Source organism: Pseudomonas sp. IT-93MI4 (assembly GCF_949767635.1).
GTDB lineage: Bacteria > Pseudomonadota > Gammaproteobacteria > Pseudomonadales > Pseudomonadaceae > Aquipseudomonas > Aquipseudomonas putida_A.
In genome coordinates, this window is record NZ_CATKPP010000013.1 from 25,303 (window position 1) to 45,034 (window position 19,732).

18 protein-coding genes and 1 pseudogene are annotated in these 19,732 nt (G+C 60.9%); 6 read left to right on the forward strand and 13 right to left on the reverse strand.

The window, feature by feature from the left end:
• Positions 1–8: 8 nt before the first annotated feature.
• The 3 genes from ACM6I7_RS11205 (at position 9) to ACM6I7_RS11215 (ending at position 1,844) form a co-directional block, all read left to right on the forward strand.
• The gene (locus ACM6I7_RS11205) at positions 9–920 is read left to right on the forward strand and encodes a cupin domain-containing protein (protein ID WP_414888579.1); all 912 of its coding nucleotides are present in this window, start codon (positions 9–11) and stop codon (positions 918–920) included.
• A gap of 118 nt (positions 921–1,038) precedes the next feature.
• Entirely contained in the window at positions 1,039–1,200 is a 162-nt protein-coding gene (locus tag ACM6I7_RS11210; RefSeq protein WP_007966374.1) for a hypothetical protein, read from the forward strand.
• A 53-nt stretch (positions 1,201–1,253) separates the two neighbouring features.
• Complete coding sequence (locus ACM6I7_RS11215) at positions 1,254–1,844, forward strand: helix-turn-helix domain-containing protein (RefSeq protein ID WP_177325665.1); 591 nt, start codon at positions 1,254–1,256, stop codon at positions 1,842–1,844.
• A 194-nt stretch (positions 1,845–2,038) separates the two neighbouring features.
• On the opposite strand, the gene ACM6I7_RS11220 is transcribed toward ACM6I7_RS11215, so the two are convergent.
• Positions 2,039–2,548 (reverse strand): hypothetical protein, encoded by a 510-nt coding sequence (locus tag ACM6I7_RS11220; protein ID WP_007966376.1) that lies wholly within the window; start codon positions 2,546–2,548, stop codon positions 2,039–2,041.
• A 386-nt stretch (positions 2,549–2,934) separates the two neighbouring features.
• Between ACM6I7_RS11220 and ACM6I7_RS11225 the strand changes: the two genes are divergently transcribed.
• Complete coding sequence (locus tag ACM6I7_RS11225) at positions 2,935–3,396, forward strand: DUF3574 domain-containing protein (protein WP_097087863.1); 462 nt, start codon at positions 2,935–2,937, stop codon at positions 3,394–3,396.
• Here ACM6I7_RS11225 and ACM6I7_RS11230 read toward each other — a convergent pair.
• From ACM6I7_RS11230 to ycaC, 12 genes are all read right to left on the reverse strand, one after another.
• Positions 3,393–4,757: an APC family permease gene (locus ACM6I7_RS11230; protein ID WP_097087865.1), complete on the reverse strand. Its 1,365-nt coding sequence runs from the start codon at positions 4,755–4,757 to the stop codon at positions 3,393–3,395. The two genes, ACM6I7_RS11225 and ACM6I7_RS11230, sit on opposite strands and share 4 nt — an antisense overlap.
• A 41-nt stretch (positions 4,758–4,798) precedes the next feature.
• Positions 4,799–7,186: a TonB-dependent receptor plug domain-containing protein gene (locus tag ACM6I7_RS11235; protein ID WP_414888580.1), complete on the reverse strand. Its 2,388-nt coding sequence runs from the start codon at positions 7,184–7,186 to the stop codon at positions 4,799–4,801.
• Positions 7,187–7,995: 809 nt separating this feature from the next.
• Positions 7,996–8,661 (reverse strand): sulfite oxidase-like oxidoreductase, encoded by a 666-nt coding sequence (locus ACM6I7_RS11240; protein ID WP_414888581.1) that lies wholly within the window; start codon positions 8,659–8,661, stop codon positions 7,996–7,998.
• A 68-nt stretch (positions 8,662–8,729) separates the two neighbouring features.
• Positions 8,730–9,785, reverse strand: a complete 1,056-nt coding sequence (locus ACM6I7_RS11245) for a substrate-binding domain-containing protein (RefSeq protein WP_007966380.1) — start codon at positions 9,783–9,785, stop codon at positions 8,730–8,732.
• 31 nt (positions 9,786–9,816) lie between these two features.
• Positions 9,817–10,842: an ABC transporter permease gene (locus ACM6I7_RS11250; RefSeq protein ID WP_414888582.1), complete on the reverse strand. Its 1,026-nt coding sequence runs from the start codon at positions 10,840–10,842 to the stop codon at positions 9,817–9,819.
• Positions 10,835–12,385 (reverse strand): sugar ABC transporter ATP-binding protein, encoded by a 1,551-nt coding sequence (locus ACM6I7_RS11255; protein WP_414888583.1) that lies wholly within the window; start codon positions 12,383–12,385, stop codon positions 10,835–10,837. The genes ACM6I7_RS11250 and ACM6I7_RS11255 overlap by 8 nt, the downstream gene beginning before the upstream one ends.
• 8 nt (positions 12,386–12,393) lie before the next feature.
• A complete protein-coding gene (locus ACM6I7_RS11260; protein ID WP_414888584.1) occupies positions 12,394–13,065 on the reverse strand; it encodes a methionine ABC transporter permease in 672 nt (223 codons plus the stop codon).
• Positions 13,062–13,862, reverse strand: a complete 801-nt coding sequence (locus tag ACM6I7_RS11265; protein WP_183785173.1) for a methionine ABC transporter ATP-binding protein — start codon at positions 13,860–13,862, stop codon at positions 13,062–13,064. The genes ACM6I7_RS11260 and ACM6I7_RS11265 overlap by 4 nt, the downstream gene beginning before the upstream one ends.
• Complete coding sequence (locus ACM6I7_RS11270; protein WP_414888585.1) at positions 13,859–14,668, reverse strand: MetQ/NlpA family ABC transporter substrate-binding protein; 810 nt, start codon at positions 14,666–14,668, stop codon at positions 13,859–13,861. The genes ACM6I7_RS11265 and ACM6I7_RS11270 overlap by 4 nt, the downstream gene beginning before the upstream one ends.
• 27 nt (positions 14,669–14,695) lie before the next feature.
• The gene (locus ACM6I7_RS11275; protein ID WP_414888586.1) at positions 14,696–15,748 is read right to left on the reverse strand and encodes an isopenicillin N synthase family dioxygenase; all 1,053 of its coding nucleotides are present in this window, start codon (positions 15,746–15,748) and stop codon (positions 14,696–14,698) included.
• Positions 15,749–15,963: 215 nt separating this feature from the next.
• On the reverse strand, positions 15,964–16,899 hold the full coding sequence (locus tag ACM6I7_RS11280; RefSeq protein ID WP_414888587.1) for a Gfo/Idh/MocA family protein: 936 nt from the start codon (positions 16,897–16,899) through the stop codon (positions 15,964–15,966).
• A 202-nt stretch (positions 16,900–17,101) separates the two neighbouring features.
• Complete coding sequence (ycaC, locus tag ACM6I7_RS11285; protein ID WP_414888588.1) at positions 17,102–17,734, reverse strand: isochorismate family cysteine hydrolase YcaC; 633 nt, start codon at positions 17,732–17,734, stop codon at positions 17,102–17,104.
• A 317-nt stretch (positions 17,735–18,051) separates the two neighbouring features.
• Here ycaC and ACM6I7_RS11290 point away from each other — a divergent pair, with 317 nt between their 5' ends.
• On the forward strand, positions 18,052–18,819 hold the full coding sequence (locus ACM6I7_RS11290; protein ID WP_414888589.1) for a helix-turn-helix transcriptional regulator: 768 nt from the start codon (positions 18,052–18,054) through the stop codon (positions 18,817–18,819).
• Positions 18,820–19,171: 352 nt separating this feature from the next.
• Positions 19,172–19,732, forward strand: a pseudogene (locus ACM6I7_RS11295) (hypothetical protein); the annotation flags it as partial.

The following is a 19,732-nucleotide window of genomic DNA, read 5'->3' on the forward strand; positions in this document are numbered from 1 at the left end:
TCCATTAGATGATTTCGTCCAGCCCCCTGGTTGATTGGTTATTAGAAAGCCTCGAACTCGATGCCAGCCTGTTTCACGTCGGGCGTTACTGCGGTGGCTGGCATGCGAGTACGCACGGGATGGCGCGCGCCAGTTTTCATCTGATCGTGCAGGGCCGCTGCTGGCTGCACATTGACGGGCAGGAGCAGTCGATAGCGTTGAACGCCGGAGATGCGGTATTTCTGCTGCGCGATCTGAATTACCGCCTCTCCAGCGCCGAAGAGCCGGCCCTCGCCCAAACGCTGCCGCGCAGGGCCATGACCGCGCTCGACAGTCAGGCACAGGATGGCGTCGGGCTGGTCTGCGGGTTCTTTCATTTCAAGTCCGGGCTGTCGTCGCTGATCATCGAAGGCCTGCCGGACTGGATCATCCTGCGCGCGGGCGATCCTTCTTCGAGCGCGGCGCGAGCCTTGTTCGAGTTGATCCTGCAAGAGTGCGAACGCCTGCCGGCGCCCTCCTCTGCGCTGCTCGAACGCTTGAGTCATCTGCTGTTCCTGTACGTGTTGCGCCAACAGATGGCCGACAACCAAAACCTCGGCGGCCTCGTGGCTTTGGCGCGCAATCCGCAGTTCGCGCCGTTGCTGGATCAGTTGATCGAACAGCCGCAATTGCCGTGGTCGCTGGAGAGCATGGCGGCGAGTATCGGCCTGTCGCGCTCGGCGTTTTTCAAACGCTTCAATGAGCTGGCCGGCCAATCGCCGGGGCAAGTGCTGCTGGCGTTGCGCATGCGGCATGCCTGTCAGTTGCTGCAGGCCAATCACACGGTGGAACAGGTGTGCGCGGCGGTGGGCTATCAGTCGATCGCCGCGTTTACCCGGGCGTTTGCCAAGTCGGTGGGGGTGCAACCGGGGGCTTATCGCAAGCAGCATGAGGGGCGCTGAGCGACGCCCTCGCCAAAGAACTTAAAAGCATTAATAAATACAAAATCATTATTTATCGTTATAAAAATTATTGCGTACTCTCTGAGTCAATCCCTCATTGATCACAGTGAAGTGCGCCATGAACCCGACTGCCAACCTGATCGACTTCGTCGCCTACCGCAAACGCCGCCAGGCCCAGCAAGCTGCTCGGGCCATGTGGGAAATGTATGCGCGCAACGCCGGTTACCAGGCCTTTCAGTGGGTGCAAGCCAGTCGTTCGACCGAGCCTCGCCAAGCGTGAACGCGCGTGATCCCTCGCGCTTTCTGGCGAGCGCCGACGAACCTGTGCTGGATCTGAACAGCCTCGAAGCACTGGAAGAAGACCCGATCTGCGAACGGGTCGCGCAGAATTTGCAACGCTTGCGCGCCAAACGGCATTTGTCGCTTGATGCACTGGCGCGTCAATGTGGTGTGAGTCGGGCAATGCTGGCGCAGATCGAGTCCGGGCGCAGCGTGCCGTCAATCAAGGTGCTGTGCAAAATCGCCAAGGGCTTGAAGGTGTCGGTGGCAGCGTTCCTCGAACATCGTGCCTTTGAGGGCGTGGCGGTGTTGTCGGCGAGCCAGAGCAAACGGCTGGTGAGTGCCAGCGGTGCTTTTGTCAGCCGTGCGCTGTTCCCGTTCGACGTGGCGCGGCAGTCGGAATTTTATGAACTGCGTTTGAGTCCATTGGGCGAGGATCTGTCCGAGGGCCATGGGCCGGGCGTACAGGAAAACCTGGTGGTGGCTCAAGGTGTGCTGGAAATCAGCGTCAATGACGAACGCTATTTGCTCTCCACCGGCGACTCGATTCTGTTTTACGCCGACCAACCCCACCGCTACCGCAACCCCGCGGACAGCGAGGCCGTGGCCTATCTGGTCGTGACCTACCCCGAACGCCTGGACTGACCGCCCCTTTGTGGGAGCGAGCCTGCTCGCGAAAAGGTCGGCACATTCAGCATTTGCGTTGCCTGACTCACCGCTATCGCCAGCAGGCTGGCTCCCACAGGGGTTTGTGGTGATGGCTGGATAAGTGTTGGTCAACAGAATGAAAAAGCCCCCGAGGCCTGAGGCCGTCGGGGGCATTTTTTGCGCTGCCGGGATCAGCAGGTGCAGCACATCATCGGCATGCCGTTACAGCTCATCATCATCGGCATGCTGCAGTCGTTCATCATTTTCATCATCAGAGCACAGCAGTTTTTCATCATGTCCATGCTCATGCCGGGCATCGGCATGATTTTGCACATCATGCAGTCAGCCATCATGGTGCATTCCATCACGCACTTCATCGATGGCATCGGCATGCCCATCATCGGCATCGGCATCATCATGTTCATCATCGGCATGGCCATGGCCGCCTGAGACATGCACATCATGCTCATGTTGCCGCAATGCATCATCATCGGCATGCCGCAGTCCATCATCATCTGCATCATTTCGCCGCTGTTCTTGAACATGGCCATGTCCATGCCGGCGGCAGGCATCATCTTGCACATCATGCCGTCGTCCATCATTTCGCAGCTCATGGTCGCCATCATCATCGGCATGCCGGTCATTGGCATCATCGGCATGTTGGCGTTCATTGGCATTTGCATCTGCATGGCGTTCATCATGGTGTAGCTCCCTGAGGATTTAAGAACTGGATGAAAAGTTGATGGCGCTGATTCTATGGACTGGAGCAACCGGAACAAGATGCCCATCGAACAGCAAAATCCGATGTTCAAACCGCTCAAGCGCAGCGTTCCGCGCGCGTTGAACTGTTGGAGCAGCAGAGTAGACGCCATGACAGAAAGAGCAAATGTACTGACAGCGAATCCGACATCATGGATATGTAAAACAACGCTATATAAATAACCGAAAGAAATTATCGGTCTAACACGGGCGATTATTTTTCTTATTCCATCAATCAATCAGAAAACCACTTTTTAATCTTTTATCGCTATTAACCTCGCCCCTTATAATTGCGCGTCTGCACTTAACTCATAAAAAGGGATGTTCCATGCAAAGACGCCTGTTACTGGCTGCAATATTTGTCGCTGTCGCCGGGTGCGCCAGTCCTCCTGCTATTTCGGTGCACACCAAAGACCCTGCCAGTTCGACCCTGCAAGGCGACGCCTCGCGCCCGGCGCAGGCGCAATGGATTCGCACCGAACTGTACTTCTCGGTGGGCACCGTGGATGGCAAGGACGGTGCAGTGAGCCCGACGCGCTGGCGCGAGTTTCTCGACAAGGAAGTGACGTCGCGGTTTCCCGACGGTTTCACCGTGTTCGATGCCTATGGGCAGTGGCGTGATCATGGGGCGAAGGAGCCGGAGAGGCTGAGCACCAAGGTGATTGTGATCCTGCACGAGAACAATCCGCAGAACGCCGGAAACATCGAGGCGATTCGTCTGGCGTACAAACGCATTACCGGGGACCTGTCGGTACTGCGTCTGTCGCAACCGGCCGACGTATCGTTCTAATCGCTGATCTGGCCGAGAGCTTGCCGAGGCGTCGACGCCAGGCGGCTCAATCCCGCCAGCAGCAGCGCGCCGACCAGCAACACGCCAATCCCCAGAAACGCGCCCCACCCCACCACCGTCACGCTCGAATAGAGCATGTACAGGCACAGTCCGAAAAACAGCAGCGGCACCAGAGGATACAATGGCACCCGGACCGGCCTCGGCACATCGGGAAAACGCCGGCGCAGGATGATCAGCGCCAGGCTGCTGAAGCTCAGAAACAACCAATACACTGGGGTCAGGTACTCGACCATGGTGTTGAAGCCGCTCTGGGTGAAACTGCCGAACAGCACCAGCAACAACGCCACCGCGCCCTCCGCCAGCAAGGCCTTGCGCGGCACGCCGTCGCGCTCGTGCCACTCACCGAAGCGACGCAACTGCGGCACATCGCGAGCCGCGGCATAGGTGGTGCGGGCGCCGACCAGCAAGGTCGAGTTGATAGTGGCGATGGCCGCGATGCCGACCATCAGTAGAATCAGCAGCACCCCCGGCGCGCCGAATGCATGGTTCAACAGTTCCACCGCCGGTGCATTGCTCGCCGCCAGTCCAGCGAATCCCAGGCCTCGCACAAACGCCCAGTTCAGCGCCAGATAAATCGCCATCAGCACCGTCAGCGCACCGAGCATGGCGATGAATATTCCGCGTCGGCCATCGCGCACTTCCGCCGACAAGGTCGCCGCATCGCTCCAGCCGCCGAACGCCAGAAACACAAAAATCATCGCCGCCGAAAACCCGGCCATACCGGTGTTTTCCGGCGTGACCGAAATGTTCGGTGGCGCTGCCTCAATCCCCTGCCACGCCAGCCACACACCGGCGCTGGCGATGCTCAGAAAGCCCAGCGCCAACAAGCCAACCAGCAAGGTCTGGGTGATGAAACCGATGTGCTTGCCAGTGAGATTGAGCAATACCAGCGCAGCGATGACTCCGCCAGCAAACAGGCCCGAGCCGTACCGACCGAGCGGCACCACGGCATTGACGTAATCGGCAAACATGAACGCCGACAAGGCGATCCAGCCGGTGTGCATCACCGAAAAGCGCGACCAGGCGAACAGGAAACCCATGCGCTCGCCATAGGCCGTGCGCAGAAAGTGATAGTCGCCGCCAGGATGTGGAAATGCCGTGGCCATTTCGGCAAAGCACAACGCCCCGGCCATCGACGCCAGGCCGCCGAGCACCCAGATCCAGTAGAACCAGGCAGGCCCGACGTTCAGCGCCACGGTCGGCGCGGTCTTGAGGATGTCGGTGGTGATCACCATGCCCAGCGTGATCAGCAACGCCTGCATTACCGGCAGGTGACGCTTGGGACCGTTGGAGTGATTCATGCAGAGTCCCGCAGAAGATCCGCCATCCATGGCGAATCGGCTCAGAAGCCGTAAGTGGCGCTGGCGTAGTAATAAGCGCCGTTGGTGCCGATCGGCGACAGCACGTCATACGGCAGGTTGCCGCCGTAATTGATCGCCGAGCCGGAGCGCTCCGGGTAGTTGTCGGTGAGGTTGTTGCCGCCCAGGGCGACGCTGAATTTCGGGGTGAATTTGTAGGTCACCTCGGCATCCAGTTGCCACACCGCGCCATAGGTCTGCTCCGGTTGCGAGTCGCCAAAGTCGAACACGCGAGTGGTCTCGCCCTGACGGGTCAGACGCCCGAGCAGGCCCCAGTGTTCGCTGGCCCAGTTGGCGCTGAACACGAAGCGATCCTTGGGCGCGGCGTCGGTCAGGGTGTTGGTTTCTTCAACGCCGACCAGTGCATCGTTGCCGATGCCCAACGCCGTCAGTTGCGATGGAGTGCCTTTGGTGCTGGTGACTTTGGTGTGGTTGTAGGTGTACGCGGTGGTCAGGCCCAGTTGCCCTTCGTATAGCGGCTGATGGTAGTTGAGCACCAGTTCGGCACCGTGGGTGCTGGTGTCGGCGGCGTTGGTGAAAAAGTTGACGTCATGGACCCCGGCCACGCCGAAGTTGTCGTTGATGTATTGCTCCATGGCGTCGCTGCCAATGCGCTGCGACAGGGTGATGCGGTCCTTGACGTCGATGCGGAACACATCGAGCGAAGCGTCGAAGCGTTCGTTGAGCTGGAAGGTCACGCCGAGGCTGAAGTTCTTCGAAGTCTCCGGATCGAGCTTCTCGGCCCCCAGCGCGCGGGCGATCGGATCGTTGACCGAAAGCACACGGATGTCGGTGAGTGTGCCGCCTTCACCAAAGTTGCTGGTGGTGTTCTGGAACCCGCTCTGCGCCAGCGACGGCGCGCGGAAGTTGTTCGACACCGCACCGCGCAGCGCCCACTGCTCGGTCAGTTTGTAGCGACCGCTGAGCTTGCCGGTGAGTTTGCTGCCGGCATCATCGTAATGTTCCCAGCGGGTGGCGGCGTCGACGAAAAAGCGGTCAGTCAGATCGCCCGACAACTCGGCGTAGGTAGCAAACACGTTGCGGTCCAGGTCCGACTCTTCGCTGGGGCGCAGGCCGTTGGCGCCGTCAGCGCCGGAACCAATGTACGAGGCCGCGTCACCGGCGTAGGTCAGGTAGTTTTCGTAGCGATATTCACCGCCCAGCGCCAGCACGAACGAGCGTCCGCCCAAGCGCAGCTCGCGACTGAAATCGAGGTTGGTGGTGGTCTGGCGCAGCTCGTAATCGCCGGTGTCGAATTTCGTCGGCGAGTCCTCGCCGAGGCTGACGTTAAGGGTGCGGCGGGTGGATCCGTCGAAGCGGTTACGGCCATGGGTGACGCTGCTGTCGAAGTCCCAGTTTTCGCCGATCATGCCCTTGAAGCCGGCGGTGGCGGAAATGTCCTTGTTGTCGCCCAGCGACTGCGGCAGGTAGCCGTTGGGATAGAACTGCGGCTGCTCGTAGGGGTAGCGATAGAATTCGGCGCCGGTGGTGTGGCGCTGGTTGTAAGTGCCGAAGCTGTAGGCTTTGCCGCCGGCCAGCGGCAGTTCGCTGTTGAACCACAGGTTGACGTCCCGCGCCAGGCCGTCGCCCATCACGTAGTTGCGCTGCTCGGGGGTATCGGCAAAACCGTCGAAACCGGCGCGGTTGGTCGGGTTGCGATTTTTGTACTCGGTGCCGCCGCGAATGAACCCGCCCTCTTCTCCCAGGCGCGTGCCGATCTTCGCGGTGGTCACGCTGTTCTGGCCGTCGGTGGTGGTTCTGCCGATGGCGTCCTGATGGGTGTGAAACGCGCCGTAACTGGTGGACACTTCCCCGCCCTCGGGCGCGTCGTCGAGGATGATGTTGATCACCCCGGCAATCGCGTCGGAACCGTACTGCGCCCCGGCGCCGTCGCGCAGCACTTCGATGCGTTTGATCGAGCTGATGGGGATCGAGTTGAAGTCCACTGGTGCCGTGCCGCGACCGATTTTCGACGAGTCGTTGACCACCGCCGAAGTGTGACGGCGCTTGCCGTTGACCAGCACCAGCACCTGATCCGGGCTCATGCCGCGCAGCTGTGCGGCGCGCACATGGTCGGCGCCACCGGAGTTGGACTGACGCGGCATGCTGAACGATGGCAGCAACGTTTGCAGCGCCTGGCCCAGTTCACCGTCGGCCGCGCCGGTGGACTTGAGGTCGGCGGCAGTCAATATGTCAACCGGCACCGGAGAATCGAGAACCGTGCGAGCAGTGCCACGGGTGCCAGTGACCAGCACGGTACCCAGCCGTGTGTCATCGTCAACGCGGGTGGAAGTGTCTTCGGCTTGCGCCGGAACTTGCCAGATCGCACCGACCACCGCGATGGCCAGTAATGAACGGGAACGCTGATACATGGGACAGCTCCTTTATCGCAGCTAATACCCGGCCGTTGCCGACAATAAAGGGTCGGCAATCAATGCGCGGCAATGTCTGCTGTAGTTGTAGAAATCAGGAAGGCGGTGAAGACTGGTTAAACGTATTGAGTTGGTTAAGCGCAGAATCCCCAAAGTTAGTTATTTCCCCTTGAACACCGATGCTAGATGGGCGGAGGCCCGCCGTAAAAGAACCAATAACACTTAGGTTAGATCGGGCCGACTATTTGTTTTTTGAGCAACACAAGTGTTGCTGGGCAAACACTTAAACCCTAACTAACACCAACTAACTCGAGATCAGACAAAGATCTTTTGTAGGAGTGAGCCTGCTCGCGATAGCTATCGTTCAGTCACCGAAAATATCGACTGGGCTGGCCCCTTCGCGAGCAAGCCCGCTCCCACAGGTTTGACTGGGTGAACACTGACTTCTCATCCACCACAGATCCAATGTAGGAGTGAGTCTGCTCGCGATAGCGGTGTATCAGCCACCAAATTAGTTGAATGTCCGGGCCCCATCGCGAGCAGGCTCACTCCTACAGGTTGATCGGGGTAAACGCATAGTTATCATCCATCACAGATCCAATGTAGGAGTGAGCCTGCTCGCGATAGCGGTATATCAGCCACCGAAGCAGTTGAATGTCCGGGCCCCATCGCGAGCAGGCTCACTCCTACAGGTTGATCGGGGTGAATACATTGCTTTCATCCACCGCAGATCCAATGTGGGAGCGGGCTTGCTCGCGAAGGGGCCAGTCCAGTCACCCGAGATGTTGACTGCAAACATGCGCAAACCTTTAGTCGAATTCCTTTTCCAGCCAGGCATCCGCGGCGATGTCCAGGGCCTGCGCACTGAAGCGTTGTTCCGCAAACGGATCGGCGTGCAGGTGAAAGCCGTTGCGCTCCCAGAAACCGGGTTGTTCTTCGTCGACAAACTCCAGACCGCGCAACCATTTGGCGCTCTTCCAGAAGTAGCGCCCGGCGACCACCAGCCGCAGCGGCCAGCCGTGCCGAGCGGTCAAGGGTTGGCCGGCGTAATGGGTGGCGAGCAGGCTGTCCGGGTGCAGCAGGTCGTCCAGCAACAGGTTGGTCTGGTAATCGTGATCGGCGTGGGCCATGACAAAACGTGAAGCGGGCTGGATATCGAGCTCGCTCAGCAAATCCTGCAGATGCACCCCGCTCCACTGCGTGTCGAACTTCGACCAGCGTGTGACGCAATGAATGTCACATTGCAACTGGCGTTGCGGCAAACCCTGCAGGTCGGCAAAACTCAACTCGACGCCACGCCCGACCTTGCCGAACAGGCGCAGTGACCAGGTTGCCAACTCATACTCCGGCACCGTGCCTTCGTGGAGGATCGGGAACCGCTCCGTCAACACCTGCCCCGGCGGCAAGCGTTGACCGAGCGCCGGATCAGCCTTGGGTGCGCGGCTGTTGCGCAAGCGCATGGCTTTGTTGTGCATATTCACTCCCAAGCGCGCCAGAATGCCTGCCGCGCATACAGCGCATCACCCGCTGATAACGGCGGCATTCAGTTCGCCACAGGAATCCACTCGGCCCGCGCCACGTTGGCGGTATCACCGAACGCCGGGAGTTTCTGCGCCAGGTCGCGGACGTTTTTCACGTCCAGATCGAGCAACTGCTGACGGGTGATCAGGGTCGGTGGCACCAACACCTGATGTCCCGGATTTTCGCCGGCAATCAACATCGCCAGACTGCGCACGCTGATCGCCCCCGCCACTTGCGGATTGACCGCGGCGGTCGCCGCCCAGGCACTGTCCGGTTCTTTCATGATCTGAATGTCGGCGGTGGAGATGTCGGCGCTGTAGATCTTCACCTTGCGCCCCAGCCCGGCCTCGTCGACGGCGATCTTCGCGCCTTTGGCAAACTCGTCGAACGGCGCGAAGATCACGCTGATATCCGGATTGGCGCGCAACACCGCGCTGGCCTGATCCGCCACCGAGTTGGCAATCGGCGGGTTGAGCGTGCCGAAACGCGCCTTCTCGATGATGCCCGGATTGGCCTTTTTCACCTGACTCCAGATCTCGTCGCGGCGCTCCATCGGCGTGAAGCCGCTGATGTACACGTAACCGGCATCGAACCGCGTGCCGTTGTCCTTCACCGCCTGATCCAGCGCCAGTCGCGCCAGTGCATGGTGATCCTGCTCGACCTGAGTCACTTGCGGGCTGTTCAGATCGACGTCGAACGCCACCACCTTGATGCCTTTGGCGATCGCCCGGTCAATCGGTCCCTTGAGGGTTTCCGCCAGGCCCAGTTGCACGATGATCCCGTCGACGCCGAGGTCGATCGCCTGATCGATCATCTCGCCCTGACTCGCCGCCTGCTGCCGCGCATCGAACACCCGCAGATTGGCCCCCAGCGCCTCGGTCTGTTTCTCCACGCCGCGCAGATACGCCTCGGGAAAGTCCCCGGAAAACAGATAGCCGACCAGCGCGATTTGCACCTGACCTTTATCGAACGGCGCCGGAGCACCCGGCAATGCCTTGGCCTGAGCGCTCAAAGCCAACGCCGAGAGCACCGCGCCGGCGAGGCAATGGCGTGCGAACTGCTTGATTGAACCGTGCATACATCTTCCTTGCAGCGACAAATGAACCGGCTCAGCGCGCCCGATGCGCGAGGCCGAAGGTGAACATCAGGGCCAGCACCAGCACCAGTCCCTTGACGAAATCCTGCGCGTAGTACGGCGCGTTGAGCATGGTCAGACCGTTGAGCAGCGACGCCACCAACAGTGCGCCGACCAACGTGCCGAACGCATTGGGCTTCTTCGCTCCGAGCACGGCAAAACCGATTAGCGCCGCGCCGAGGGCGTCGAGCACCAGACCGTTGCCGGAGCTGACATCACCCCGACCCAGGCGCGCCGCCAACAGCAACCCGCCGAGCGAGGCGAGCAACGCCGAGAGCACGTACGCGAGCAACTTGAAGCGCTGCACTGGCGCGCCTGCCAATCGCGCTGCCTGCTCGTTGCCGCCAATCGCATAAAACAACCGGCCGATGCGCGTGCGCTCAAGAAACAGCCACACCGCCAGCGCCACCAGCGCGGTGATCAACACCGGCACCGGCACCACTTCCCACAAGCGTCCGCGGCCGAGGGCGAGAAACGCCGTACTGAACGTGCCCTCGGTTTCCACGCCACTGGGCAAGGTCATGCCCACCGCAATCGAGCGTCCGCCCGTGGGAATCAGTTGCACGCCGATCACCAGAAACATGCTGCCCAGCGTCGCGAGAATGTCCGGCACCCGCAGCTTGACGATCAGCCAGCCATTGAGCAGCCCGACCAGTGCGCCACCGGCCAGACTGATCAGCACCGCCGGCACCGCGCCCCAACCGAGCACCACCATCACGTAACTGGCGATCATCAGGCTCATCGCCGCCACCGCCCCAATCGACAGATCAAGTCCGCCGACCGCCATGGTCAGGGTCACACCGAGGGCCAGCAGTGCGACGATCGACACCGACTGCAAGATGCTGAACAGATTGCCGACGCGCAAAAACGCCGGCTCCGCGACACTGAAAAACACCACGATCAGCGCCAGCAGCCACAACAGGCCGTAGCGGATCAGCGCGTGCAACAGGCGCTCGGCGGGTGCCGTAGCGGACGACAACAATGAACTCGAATCAGGCACTCGCTCTGCTCCTTGGCGTGGCATGAAAGGGATTTTCGCTAGCGTCGCTGCCGGCCAGCGCAGCGACCAGGGTCGCGCGTTCAAGACCGGCGCGCGGGTATTCGGCGACCACCGCGTGATCGCGCACCAACAGAATGCGGTCGGCGATTTCCAGAGCTTCATCGACATCGGCGCAAATCACCAGGGTCGCGCGGCCGCCGGCACTGTCGCGCAACAGTTGGCCGATCTCGCGGCGAGCGCGCACGTCGACGCCCTGAAACGGCTCGTCGAGAATCAACACCCGCCCGTCCCCGAGCAGCCAGCGGCCAAGCACGACCTTCTGTTGATTGCCGCCGGACAGCGCGCTCATCGGCACCTCGATGCCGGCGGTCTTGATCCCCAGCGCCGCGACTTGCGCCTCGACCGCTGCAGCTTCGGCGCGGTTGCGAATGAACCCGGCACGGGTGAAGCGCTGCAGAAACGGCAGCGTCAGGGTCCGGCGAAGAGAGAAATCCGGCACCAGCGACTGACTGGCGCGATCCTCCGCCGCGAGAAACACACCGCTGCGAATCGCCGCCCTTGGCGAACCCGGCAGCCAGTCCATGCCGTCCAGTTGCAGGCTGCCAGCCACGGCTTTGCGCAAGCCGAACAGCACTTCGGCGATCTCGCTTTTGCCAGCGCCGAGCAGCCCGGTCAGTACCACCACTTCGCCTTGGTGCAGGTCGAAATCGAAACGCCTGGAGCGCGGCAAAATCTGCAAACCGCGCACACCAAGGACTTTTCGGCCCACGCTGCCGGGCGTGTAGACATGCCCGTCCAGCGCCTGCCCGAGCATCGCCTGCACCGCCTCGGGTAACCGCCGTGCGCTGAATTCTCCGGCCAGTCGCCCATCGCGCAGGACAATGGCGCGGTCCGCTACCCGTTGCAGGTCGGACAGGCGATGAGAGATGTAGATAATCGCCACCCCACGACCGCGCAAAGTGTCGATCAGACCAAACAGGCGCTGCGCCTCGGCATCCGACAACGCTGCGGTCGGTTCATCGAGAATCAGCAGGCGCGGCTGTAAGGCAAAGGCCCGCGCCAGCACCACCAACTGCCGTTCGGCCTGGCCCAGGTGTTCAATCGGCTGCTCCAGCGGCAACACCAGACCCAGCCCGGCGGCGATACTCGCGGCGCGTTCCAGCAAGCGTTGGCGATTGAGCCAGAAGTCTGCGTCGGGCTTGCACAACTCATCGAGCAGCAGGTTTTCCGCCACGCTCAAACCGGGCGCAATGCCCTCGTTGATCTGCTGATGCACCGCGACAATCCCGACCCGGCGTGCCGACAGCGGCGAACTGAATTGCCGGGGCTGGCCGTCGATGTAAATCTCGCCGCCATCGGCGCGCTGGCTGCCGGCGAGAATTTTCACCAGCGTCGATTTTCCGGCACCGTTGGCACCGAGCAACGCCACCACTTCGGCGGGATGAATCTGCAGGCTGACGCGATCCAGTGCGCGGTTCGAGCCAAAAGTTTTGCTCAGTTCACGCACCTGAATCAGCGGCGCGCGGGCCACGACGACACTCATAAAATTCCTTAACGTCGATGGGCCAGCGAACGCACCAGCCGGTCGCCCAGGCTCTGCACGCCCTGCACCAGAATGACCAGCACCACCACGGTGGCGACCATCACTTCATTGTTGAAACGCTGATAGCCATAACGGATCGCCAGATCACCGAGGCCGCCACCGCCAATCACCCCGGCCATGGATGAAAAACCGATCAGCATCACCAGCGTCAGAGTGATCCCCGCCAGCAACGCGGGCAGCGCTTCGGGCAGCAGCACTTTGAAAATCACATGACGGATGTCGCCGCCCATGGCGAGGATCGCTTCGATTCGGCCCTTGTCGACTTCATCCAGCGCGTTCTCGACGATCCGCGCAAAAAACGGAAACGCGCCGATGGTGATCGGCACTACCGCAGCGGTGCTGCCGAGGGTGGTGCCGACCACCAGTCGGGTCAGCGGAATCAGTGCAATCAACATCACCACAAACGGCAGCGAGCGCCCCAGATTGACCAGCGAACCCAGCGCGGCATTGAGCCGTGGCAGCGGCCACAGGCCGTCGCGGCGACTGACAAACAGCAACACCCCGAGCGGCAAACCGATCAGTAGCGTGAACAGCCCCGCGAGCAAGACCATGTACAGAGTTTCGCCGGTGGCGTTGAACACCAGTTGCAGGATTTCATCCCAGTTGATCGTGCGGTTCATGACTGGGCCGCCCGCACGCCGTATTGCTTGAGGAAGCTGAGCCCGGGAATGTCGTGGCCCAGCGGCAGGCCGCAGGTCGGACGCAACGAAATGCCGAGACTCGATTGCGCATCGGCGAGCAAACGCGGCACCGGGCCGGACTCGACCAGGCGCCCGTCCGCCATCAACGCCGCGTGATCGCAGATCGACTTGACCACCTCCAGCTCATGGGTGATCAGCACTATGGTCACGCCCAGTTGCCGATTGATGTCGCGCAGCAGCTCAAGAATCGACGCCGTGGTTTGCGGATCCAGCGCACTGGTGGCTTCGTCCGACAGCAGATACGCAGGCTCGGCAGCCAGCGCGCGGGCGATCCCCACCCGTTGTTTTTGCCCACCGGACAACTGCGAGGGAAAGGCTTGCGCCTTGTCCGTCAAACCGACCAGTTCCAGCAGTTCGCGCACCCGCACATGGCGCCACGGTTTGCCGACGTTGGCGATTTCCAGCGGCACGGCGATGTTGTCGAAGACGGTACGCGAGTGCAGCAGATTGAAGCCCTGGAAAATCATGCCGATGCGCTGCCGCTGGCGGCGCAGGTCGCTGGGCGACAAGGTCAGCAGGTCCACGCCGTCGATGAGAATTTGCCCGCTGTCCGGGCGTTCGAGCAGATTGAGACAACGCAACAGGGTCGACTTGCCCGCCCCGCTGCGCCCGAGAATGCCGTAGATCGCGCCGTCGGGAATACTCAGCGACACCTGATCCAGTGCTGGTGCCGGCGCCGACGGGTAGGTCTTGCTCAACTGCTCGACGACGATCATGGCTTGCCATCCTCCACCGGAATCACCGAACCCTTGAAGTTATCGGTGATGTATTTCGCCACTTGCGGCGAGGTCAGGTCTTTGGCCAGTTGCGCAATGCGCGGATCGTTCTGCAGTGTCGGCGTGGTCACCAGAATGTTGGCGTACGGATTGTGCTCGGCCTTTTCCAGCCCCAGCGCATCCTGGGCCGGCACCAGTCCGGCTCCCAGCGCGTAGTTGCCGTTGATCACCGCAAGGTCGACGTCGTCCAGGGCCCGAGGAATTTGCGGCGATTCGATTTCAAGGATCTTCAGCTGTTTCGGGTTCTCGGCGATGTCCTTGGGCGTGGCCTGATCGGCTGCCGGATCCTTGAAGCCGGGCTTGAGTTTGATCAGGCCGTTGTCCTGCAACAGGTACAGCGCACGGCTCAGGTTGGTGACGTTGTTGGGCACGGCGACGGTGCCTTTTTCCGGCACCTCGGCGAAGCTTTTGTGCCGGCGCGAATAGATGCCCAACGGCTCGATATGCACCGTGGCGGCCACCGCGAGTTTCTGCCCCAGCGCTTGTTCCTGGGATTTCAGGTACGGCAGATGCTGGAAGTAATTGGCATCGACATCGCCATGCACCAACAGCTCGTTGGAGTTCACGCCGTTGGGAATCTCGATGACCTTGAGCTTGAGTTGCGGATCGATTGTCTGGATGTACGCGAGAATCTGCGCGTGGGGCACCGGGTCGGCGGCCACGCGCAACGGCTCCAGTGCGTGCGCGCCGAACGAAGTCACCAGCGCGCCGAGCACGGCCAGGGTCAAACCTGCTTTTTTCAACATGAGCGGAGTCCTTGAGCGAGTGATGAATCAGGCGTTGGCGGTTTTACGAGCCGGTGCGGCGGGCATCAGCGCGTCGGCATAGAAGCGCCGGGCGACGTCGGGGTGCGAACGCAACCGACCCTTGAGGTAGTTCCAGCCGACATCGCGAAACAACGGATTGAGCGGATCACTCGCCGGGCCACGCGCTTCGCGCAGCAGCGCGGTGGGCAACGGATACAGCGGCACCACAGCATCGAGTTGCGCGCCGAGGAAGAAGGCGATGGACAAGCGTTCGCTGCCTGCGGGCGGCGACACCACCCGATGCACCGTGGCGCGCAGATAGCCGTTGGTGGCCAGTTCCAGCAGTTCGCCGATGTTCACCACCAGCGTGTTGTCGCGGGGCAGCGCATCGATCCAGCGCCCCTCCTCGACCTCCACTTGCAACCCGGCCTGCTGGTCTTGCAGGAGAAAGCTGAGGAACCCGGAATCCTTGTGCGCGCCGACGCCCTGCTGGCTCGCGCTGGCGGCCTGGCCTGGATAGCGCATCAATTTGATGTGTTCGTTGGGCTTGTCGCCGTACAACTGATCGAACGCGTCCGCCCGCAGCGACAGCGCCTGGGCGAAGGCACGCAGCAGGCGCAACGCCATGCGCGTCATCGCCTGTTGCCATTCGAGCAGCAGCGGTTTGAGCTCTGGCAGCGCCGCCGGCCATTGGTTGGGCCCCTGCAAGCGCGCCCACAACGGACTGTCCGCGTCCAGCGGCAACGCTTCGCGCTCGGCGCCGAGATCGAACTGCTCACGCCAGTCGGGTTGACCACGGGTGATCTCGGAAGCGGCACGGTTGTAACCGCGAAAATGCGGCGAATTGATCATGCCGACGGCGGTCTTTTCGTGCTCGGACAAGGCGAAGAACTGCCGGGCGTGATCCTGCACCTGCTTGAGCAGGTGGCTGTCGATGCCATGGCCGGTGAGATAGAAAAAGCCGACGTCACGCGCGGCGTGACGCAGGTTTTCAAGAAATTCATAACGCTGTTGCGCGGTGCCTTCGAACAACGAAAGGTCCAGCGTCGGCAGCGTGGTGATATCGAGGGTATGCGGCATGATTCACTCCCGTGTGAACCAAACCTGAAGAGCCTTTGATCGATTCAGCGTGTGCCGTCATGGCAATCGGGGGTCTATCGGTTTGATGCGTTTGATTCGTCGTGAGACAAAACTAAACGATCTTAAAAACCACGAACAAATACCCTTTTTGCATTAGCTTAGGCCTGACGCTCAGGTTCGCGGTCATCACGCGACAGCTCTCCCGCTTCAACTGATCAACGTGCCGGGTCATAAAACGGTTCGACTGCCACCCGGCTGCCGACAAAGAAACTGTCAGCCACCAGCCGCAGAGGCTGCAGATCGACGTCGCTGGCCCGATCGCCAATCAGTTGCTGAAAGTGCCGATACACCGCGGTGTACTCGCCCTCTTCCGACACCACTTGGCGCACGCCGTCGATGCTCAGCAGCGCCCCGCCGTTATCCAAGCGCAGCACTCCTTCGGCGCAGCGCATCTCGATGCTCCAGAGTTCGTCGTGACCGTGGTCGAAATCGAACTCGGCCTGCACGTCGAGTCGGTTCGCGTCGGACATCTTGATCGACGCGGCAATCGGCGACTGGCAGTTTTCCGGTACGCGCAGTTCGGCGGCTTCGACAAACAATGGCTGCGCCAGCAAACGGGTGACTATCGATAAGGCATTGATGCCCGGATCGAAAACGCCCAGACCACCGGGTTGCCAGATCCACGTCTGCCCGGGATGCCACTTGCGCACGTCTTCCTTCCAGTCGATCTGCACGCTTTGCAATGTGCGGCTGGCGAGCCAGTCGCGGGCGGCTTCAATGCCGGGGGCGTAGCGCGAATGCCAGGCGAACAACGCACTGACACCCTGTTGCTGCGCTTGACTGACCAGGGCCAGCGCCTCGCCCAGCGTGGCGCACGGCGGTTTTTCCACCAACACATGCTTGCCGGCGGCCAGCGCCTGCTGCACCAGTGCGAACCGACCTTGCGGCGGCGTACAAAACGCAATCGCATCCACCTCGGGGCCGTTCTCCAGCAACTCGCTCAACGAGTGAAAGTTCTCCACCCCGGCACAGGGTTTACCTTGCGTGGCGACCGCCACCAGACGAAATCCGGGATTGGCGTTGATCGCCGGAACATGTTGATCCTGGGCAATCTTGCCGTAGCCCACCAGACCGAGACGGATCGGTTGCATCAGTGACTCCTGTTTTTGTCTTGTTGTCGTCAGCGAGTGCGCAGATTAGCCGTAAACGTCAGGGAAAACCCAGCTGAGTCTGATCAAAAAAACCGCAGAAGCCAGCGCTCGGTTCATCGCGCCGGGTAGTAACGTTGATGCCGCGGCGCAAACAAAGAAAGCCTGCTTTTCAGGGCAGGCTTTCACGTTCACAACGCTGCAGTCACTTTCGCTGCGCGGTCAACGCCGAGTAACTGTTCATCAGGTTCCGGTAGTTCGGAATCCGCTGCGACAGCAGATTGCCCAGCCCTTCGATGTCGTTGCGCCAGTCGCGGTGCAGCTCACAGGCGACCGAGAACCAGTTCATCATTTGTGCACCGGCCTGGGTCATGCGACTCCACGCGGCTTGCTGGACGGTGGTGTTGAAGGTGCCGGAGGCGTCGGTGACGACGAACACATCGAAGCCTTCGGCCAGTGCCGACAGAGTCGGGAATGCGACGCAGACGTCGGTCACGACACCGGCGATGATGATCTGCTTGCGGCCGGTGGCCTTGATCGCCTTGACGAAGTCTTCGTTGTCCCAGGCGTTGATCTGGCCTGGGCGGGCGATGTACGGCGCATCGGGGAACATTTCTTTCAGTTCCGGAACCAGTGGGCCGTTGGGGCCTTGTTCGAAACTGGTGGTGAGGATGGTCGGCAGGTTGAAGAATTTTGCCAGGTCGGCCAGCGCCAGGACGTTGTTCTTGAACTCGTTCGGCGAGAAGTCCTGAACCAGAGAAATCAGACCGGTCTGGTGGTCGACCAGCAGGACTACGGCGTCGTCTTTGTTCAGGCGGTTGTAGGTTGCAGTGCTCATGTTTGAATCCCTTTTCTTGGTTGAGGTAGTTGGCGTTGCGTTGAACATGGGCACAGATTACTGACACGACCGGAACCGATAAATCGGTTGAAAAGCGTTTCACTGTCAACTTGAAGCGGACAATCAAGTGACGCGTAAACTTGATTGCAAGCAAAGTCGATGGCGACGGGTTATGAGCTAATAACACCTTCATTAAACCGTCTTTCAAACGTTGTACTAGGATAGGATCCACATCCTGACATTTGCGCCGACCAGGGAACATGCTCGACGCAGGTCAGGAATGGGACTGTTTCACCTGCAACTCATGGATGATGTTTATGAATTCACACCTGTTTCCCCACATCGGTAAAGTCATTGCGAGCACCGGCAGCCGGCACTTTCCGCGGATGCTGCATGACCTGATCCAGACACAACTGGCGGTGGACGCCACACACATTCGCCAGATGCGCGTCGAGCCGGTGGGCCGCCCCGTCCATCGCAACTCGCCGGAAACCTGCCAAGACTCGGCCCAGCAGGCTGAAACGGTATTCTGCGAACAGATTGCCGCACGCTCGAGCGAGCCGATAGACACGCCAGACGCGGCCAGCGCCGACGCCTCGCAGCTACACCTGACCCGGCGCAAGGACGGCTACCGCTACGTGATTTCGGTGTATCGCAACGACCAGTCGCAACGATTCTCGGCTCAGGAGCAGAGTTTGTTGCAGGACATATCTCCGGTGCTGTTGCCGATGGTGGAAAAACACATTCACGCCCTGCAACCCCAGCAGACCAACACCGAAGACCCGTCGCCCAGCGCTGATGGCGCGCACCAGGGCCTGGAAAACCTGCGGCTGCGTTTCAACGAGCGTTTACAGCAACTGGGCCTGAGCCTGTCCAATCGCGAAACCGAGGTGTGCATCGGCCTGCTCGCCGGGCGTACCGCACCGGAGCTGGCCGAGCAGTTGCAGTTGAAGGTCAACACGGTGGAAAGTTACCTCAAGCGCGCCGCAATCAAACTGGGGATCAGCGGCCGGCATTCGTTGATGCGCTGGATGTATTCGCCTGAACATACCGCCACCCTGCCCGGCTCACCCCACGCCGCTTGATAGTGCCTGATCGGCAGGAACTGCCGCTGCGAGCAAGCCCGCGCCCACATCGAAATGCGCTGAGCCGATGGTTACAGCAACACCCGGCTAAAACTGTGGGAGCGGGCTTGCTCGCGAAGAGGCCGGTACGGCTGGCAACCCTCTCATTCAAGCCCTGCAGGCACTGCCCGCGACTGACACAGAAGGCGCCAAGGGAGGCCGGGAAGCGTCTTTTTATCCGTCGGGCCATGCCTTACCGCTCATCCGAAAAGGCCTCGTACCTGTAATTTCTGACAGTAGCCAGAGCCGTCATCTTCAGCGCTGAATAACTCCACGCCCTTTGTCTCCCGACAGTTCGCTTGGAGTTCCGACCATGCTCGTTCAGCCCAAGATGAAAATCTCTGCCCCCCATTCATTGCTGGACCCGCTAGTGCTCGGGCGCCTCCTGCCTTCCGGCCAGTGGGGGATCAACCGGGCGGCGGTGTTCACTTTTCCCGACCTCGGCCTGCTTGTTGTCATCCCCGTCTGGGCCAGCAAGGCCGTTGGAGATACCGTCAAGCTGCTGCTCAATGACCGTGAGGTCGACGGGCGTCCCATCATTGACGAAGCCGAGCTCAAGCAACCGACCCTCTTGTGGGTGGCTCCCCGTCATCTGCAGTCAGGTTCTTACGAACTCACCTACGAAATCAAACAGCCCAATCAAAAAGAAGAGCGTCCGGACAAGCCCCTCAACCTCTTCGTCAAACTGGAACTCCCCGGTGGCCAGGACATCGACCCGGGCCTTGGTCACTCCAACCTGTACATGTACATTCCCCCGGAAATCGTCAACGGCGGGGTGGACAAAGACGTTGCCGAAGCGGGAGTGCCGATTGTCATCAGGTCCGCGTCCGGCAGCGGCTCGCCTTACCCGGACATCGCGGTGGGCGATGTCATC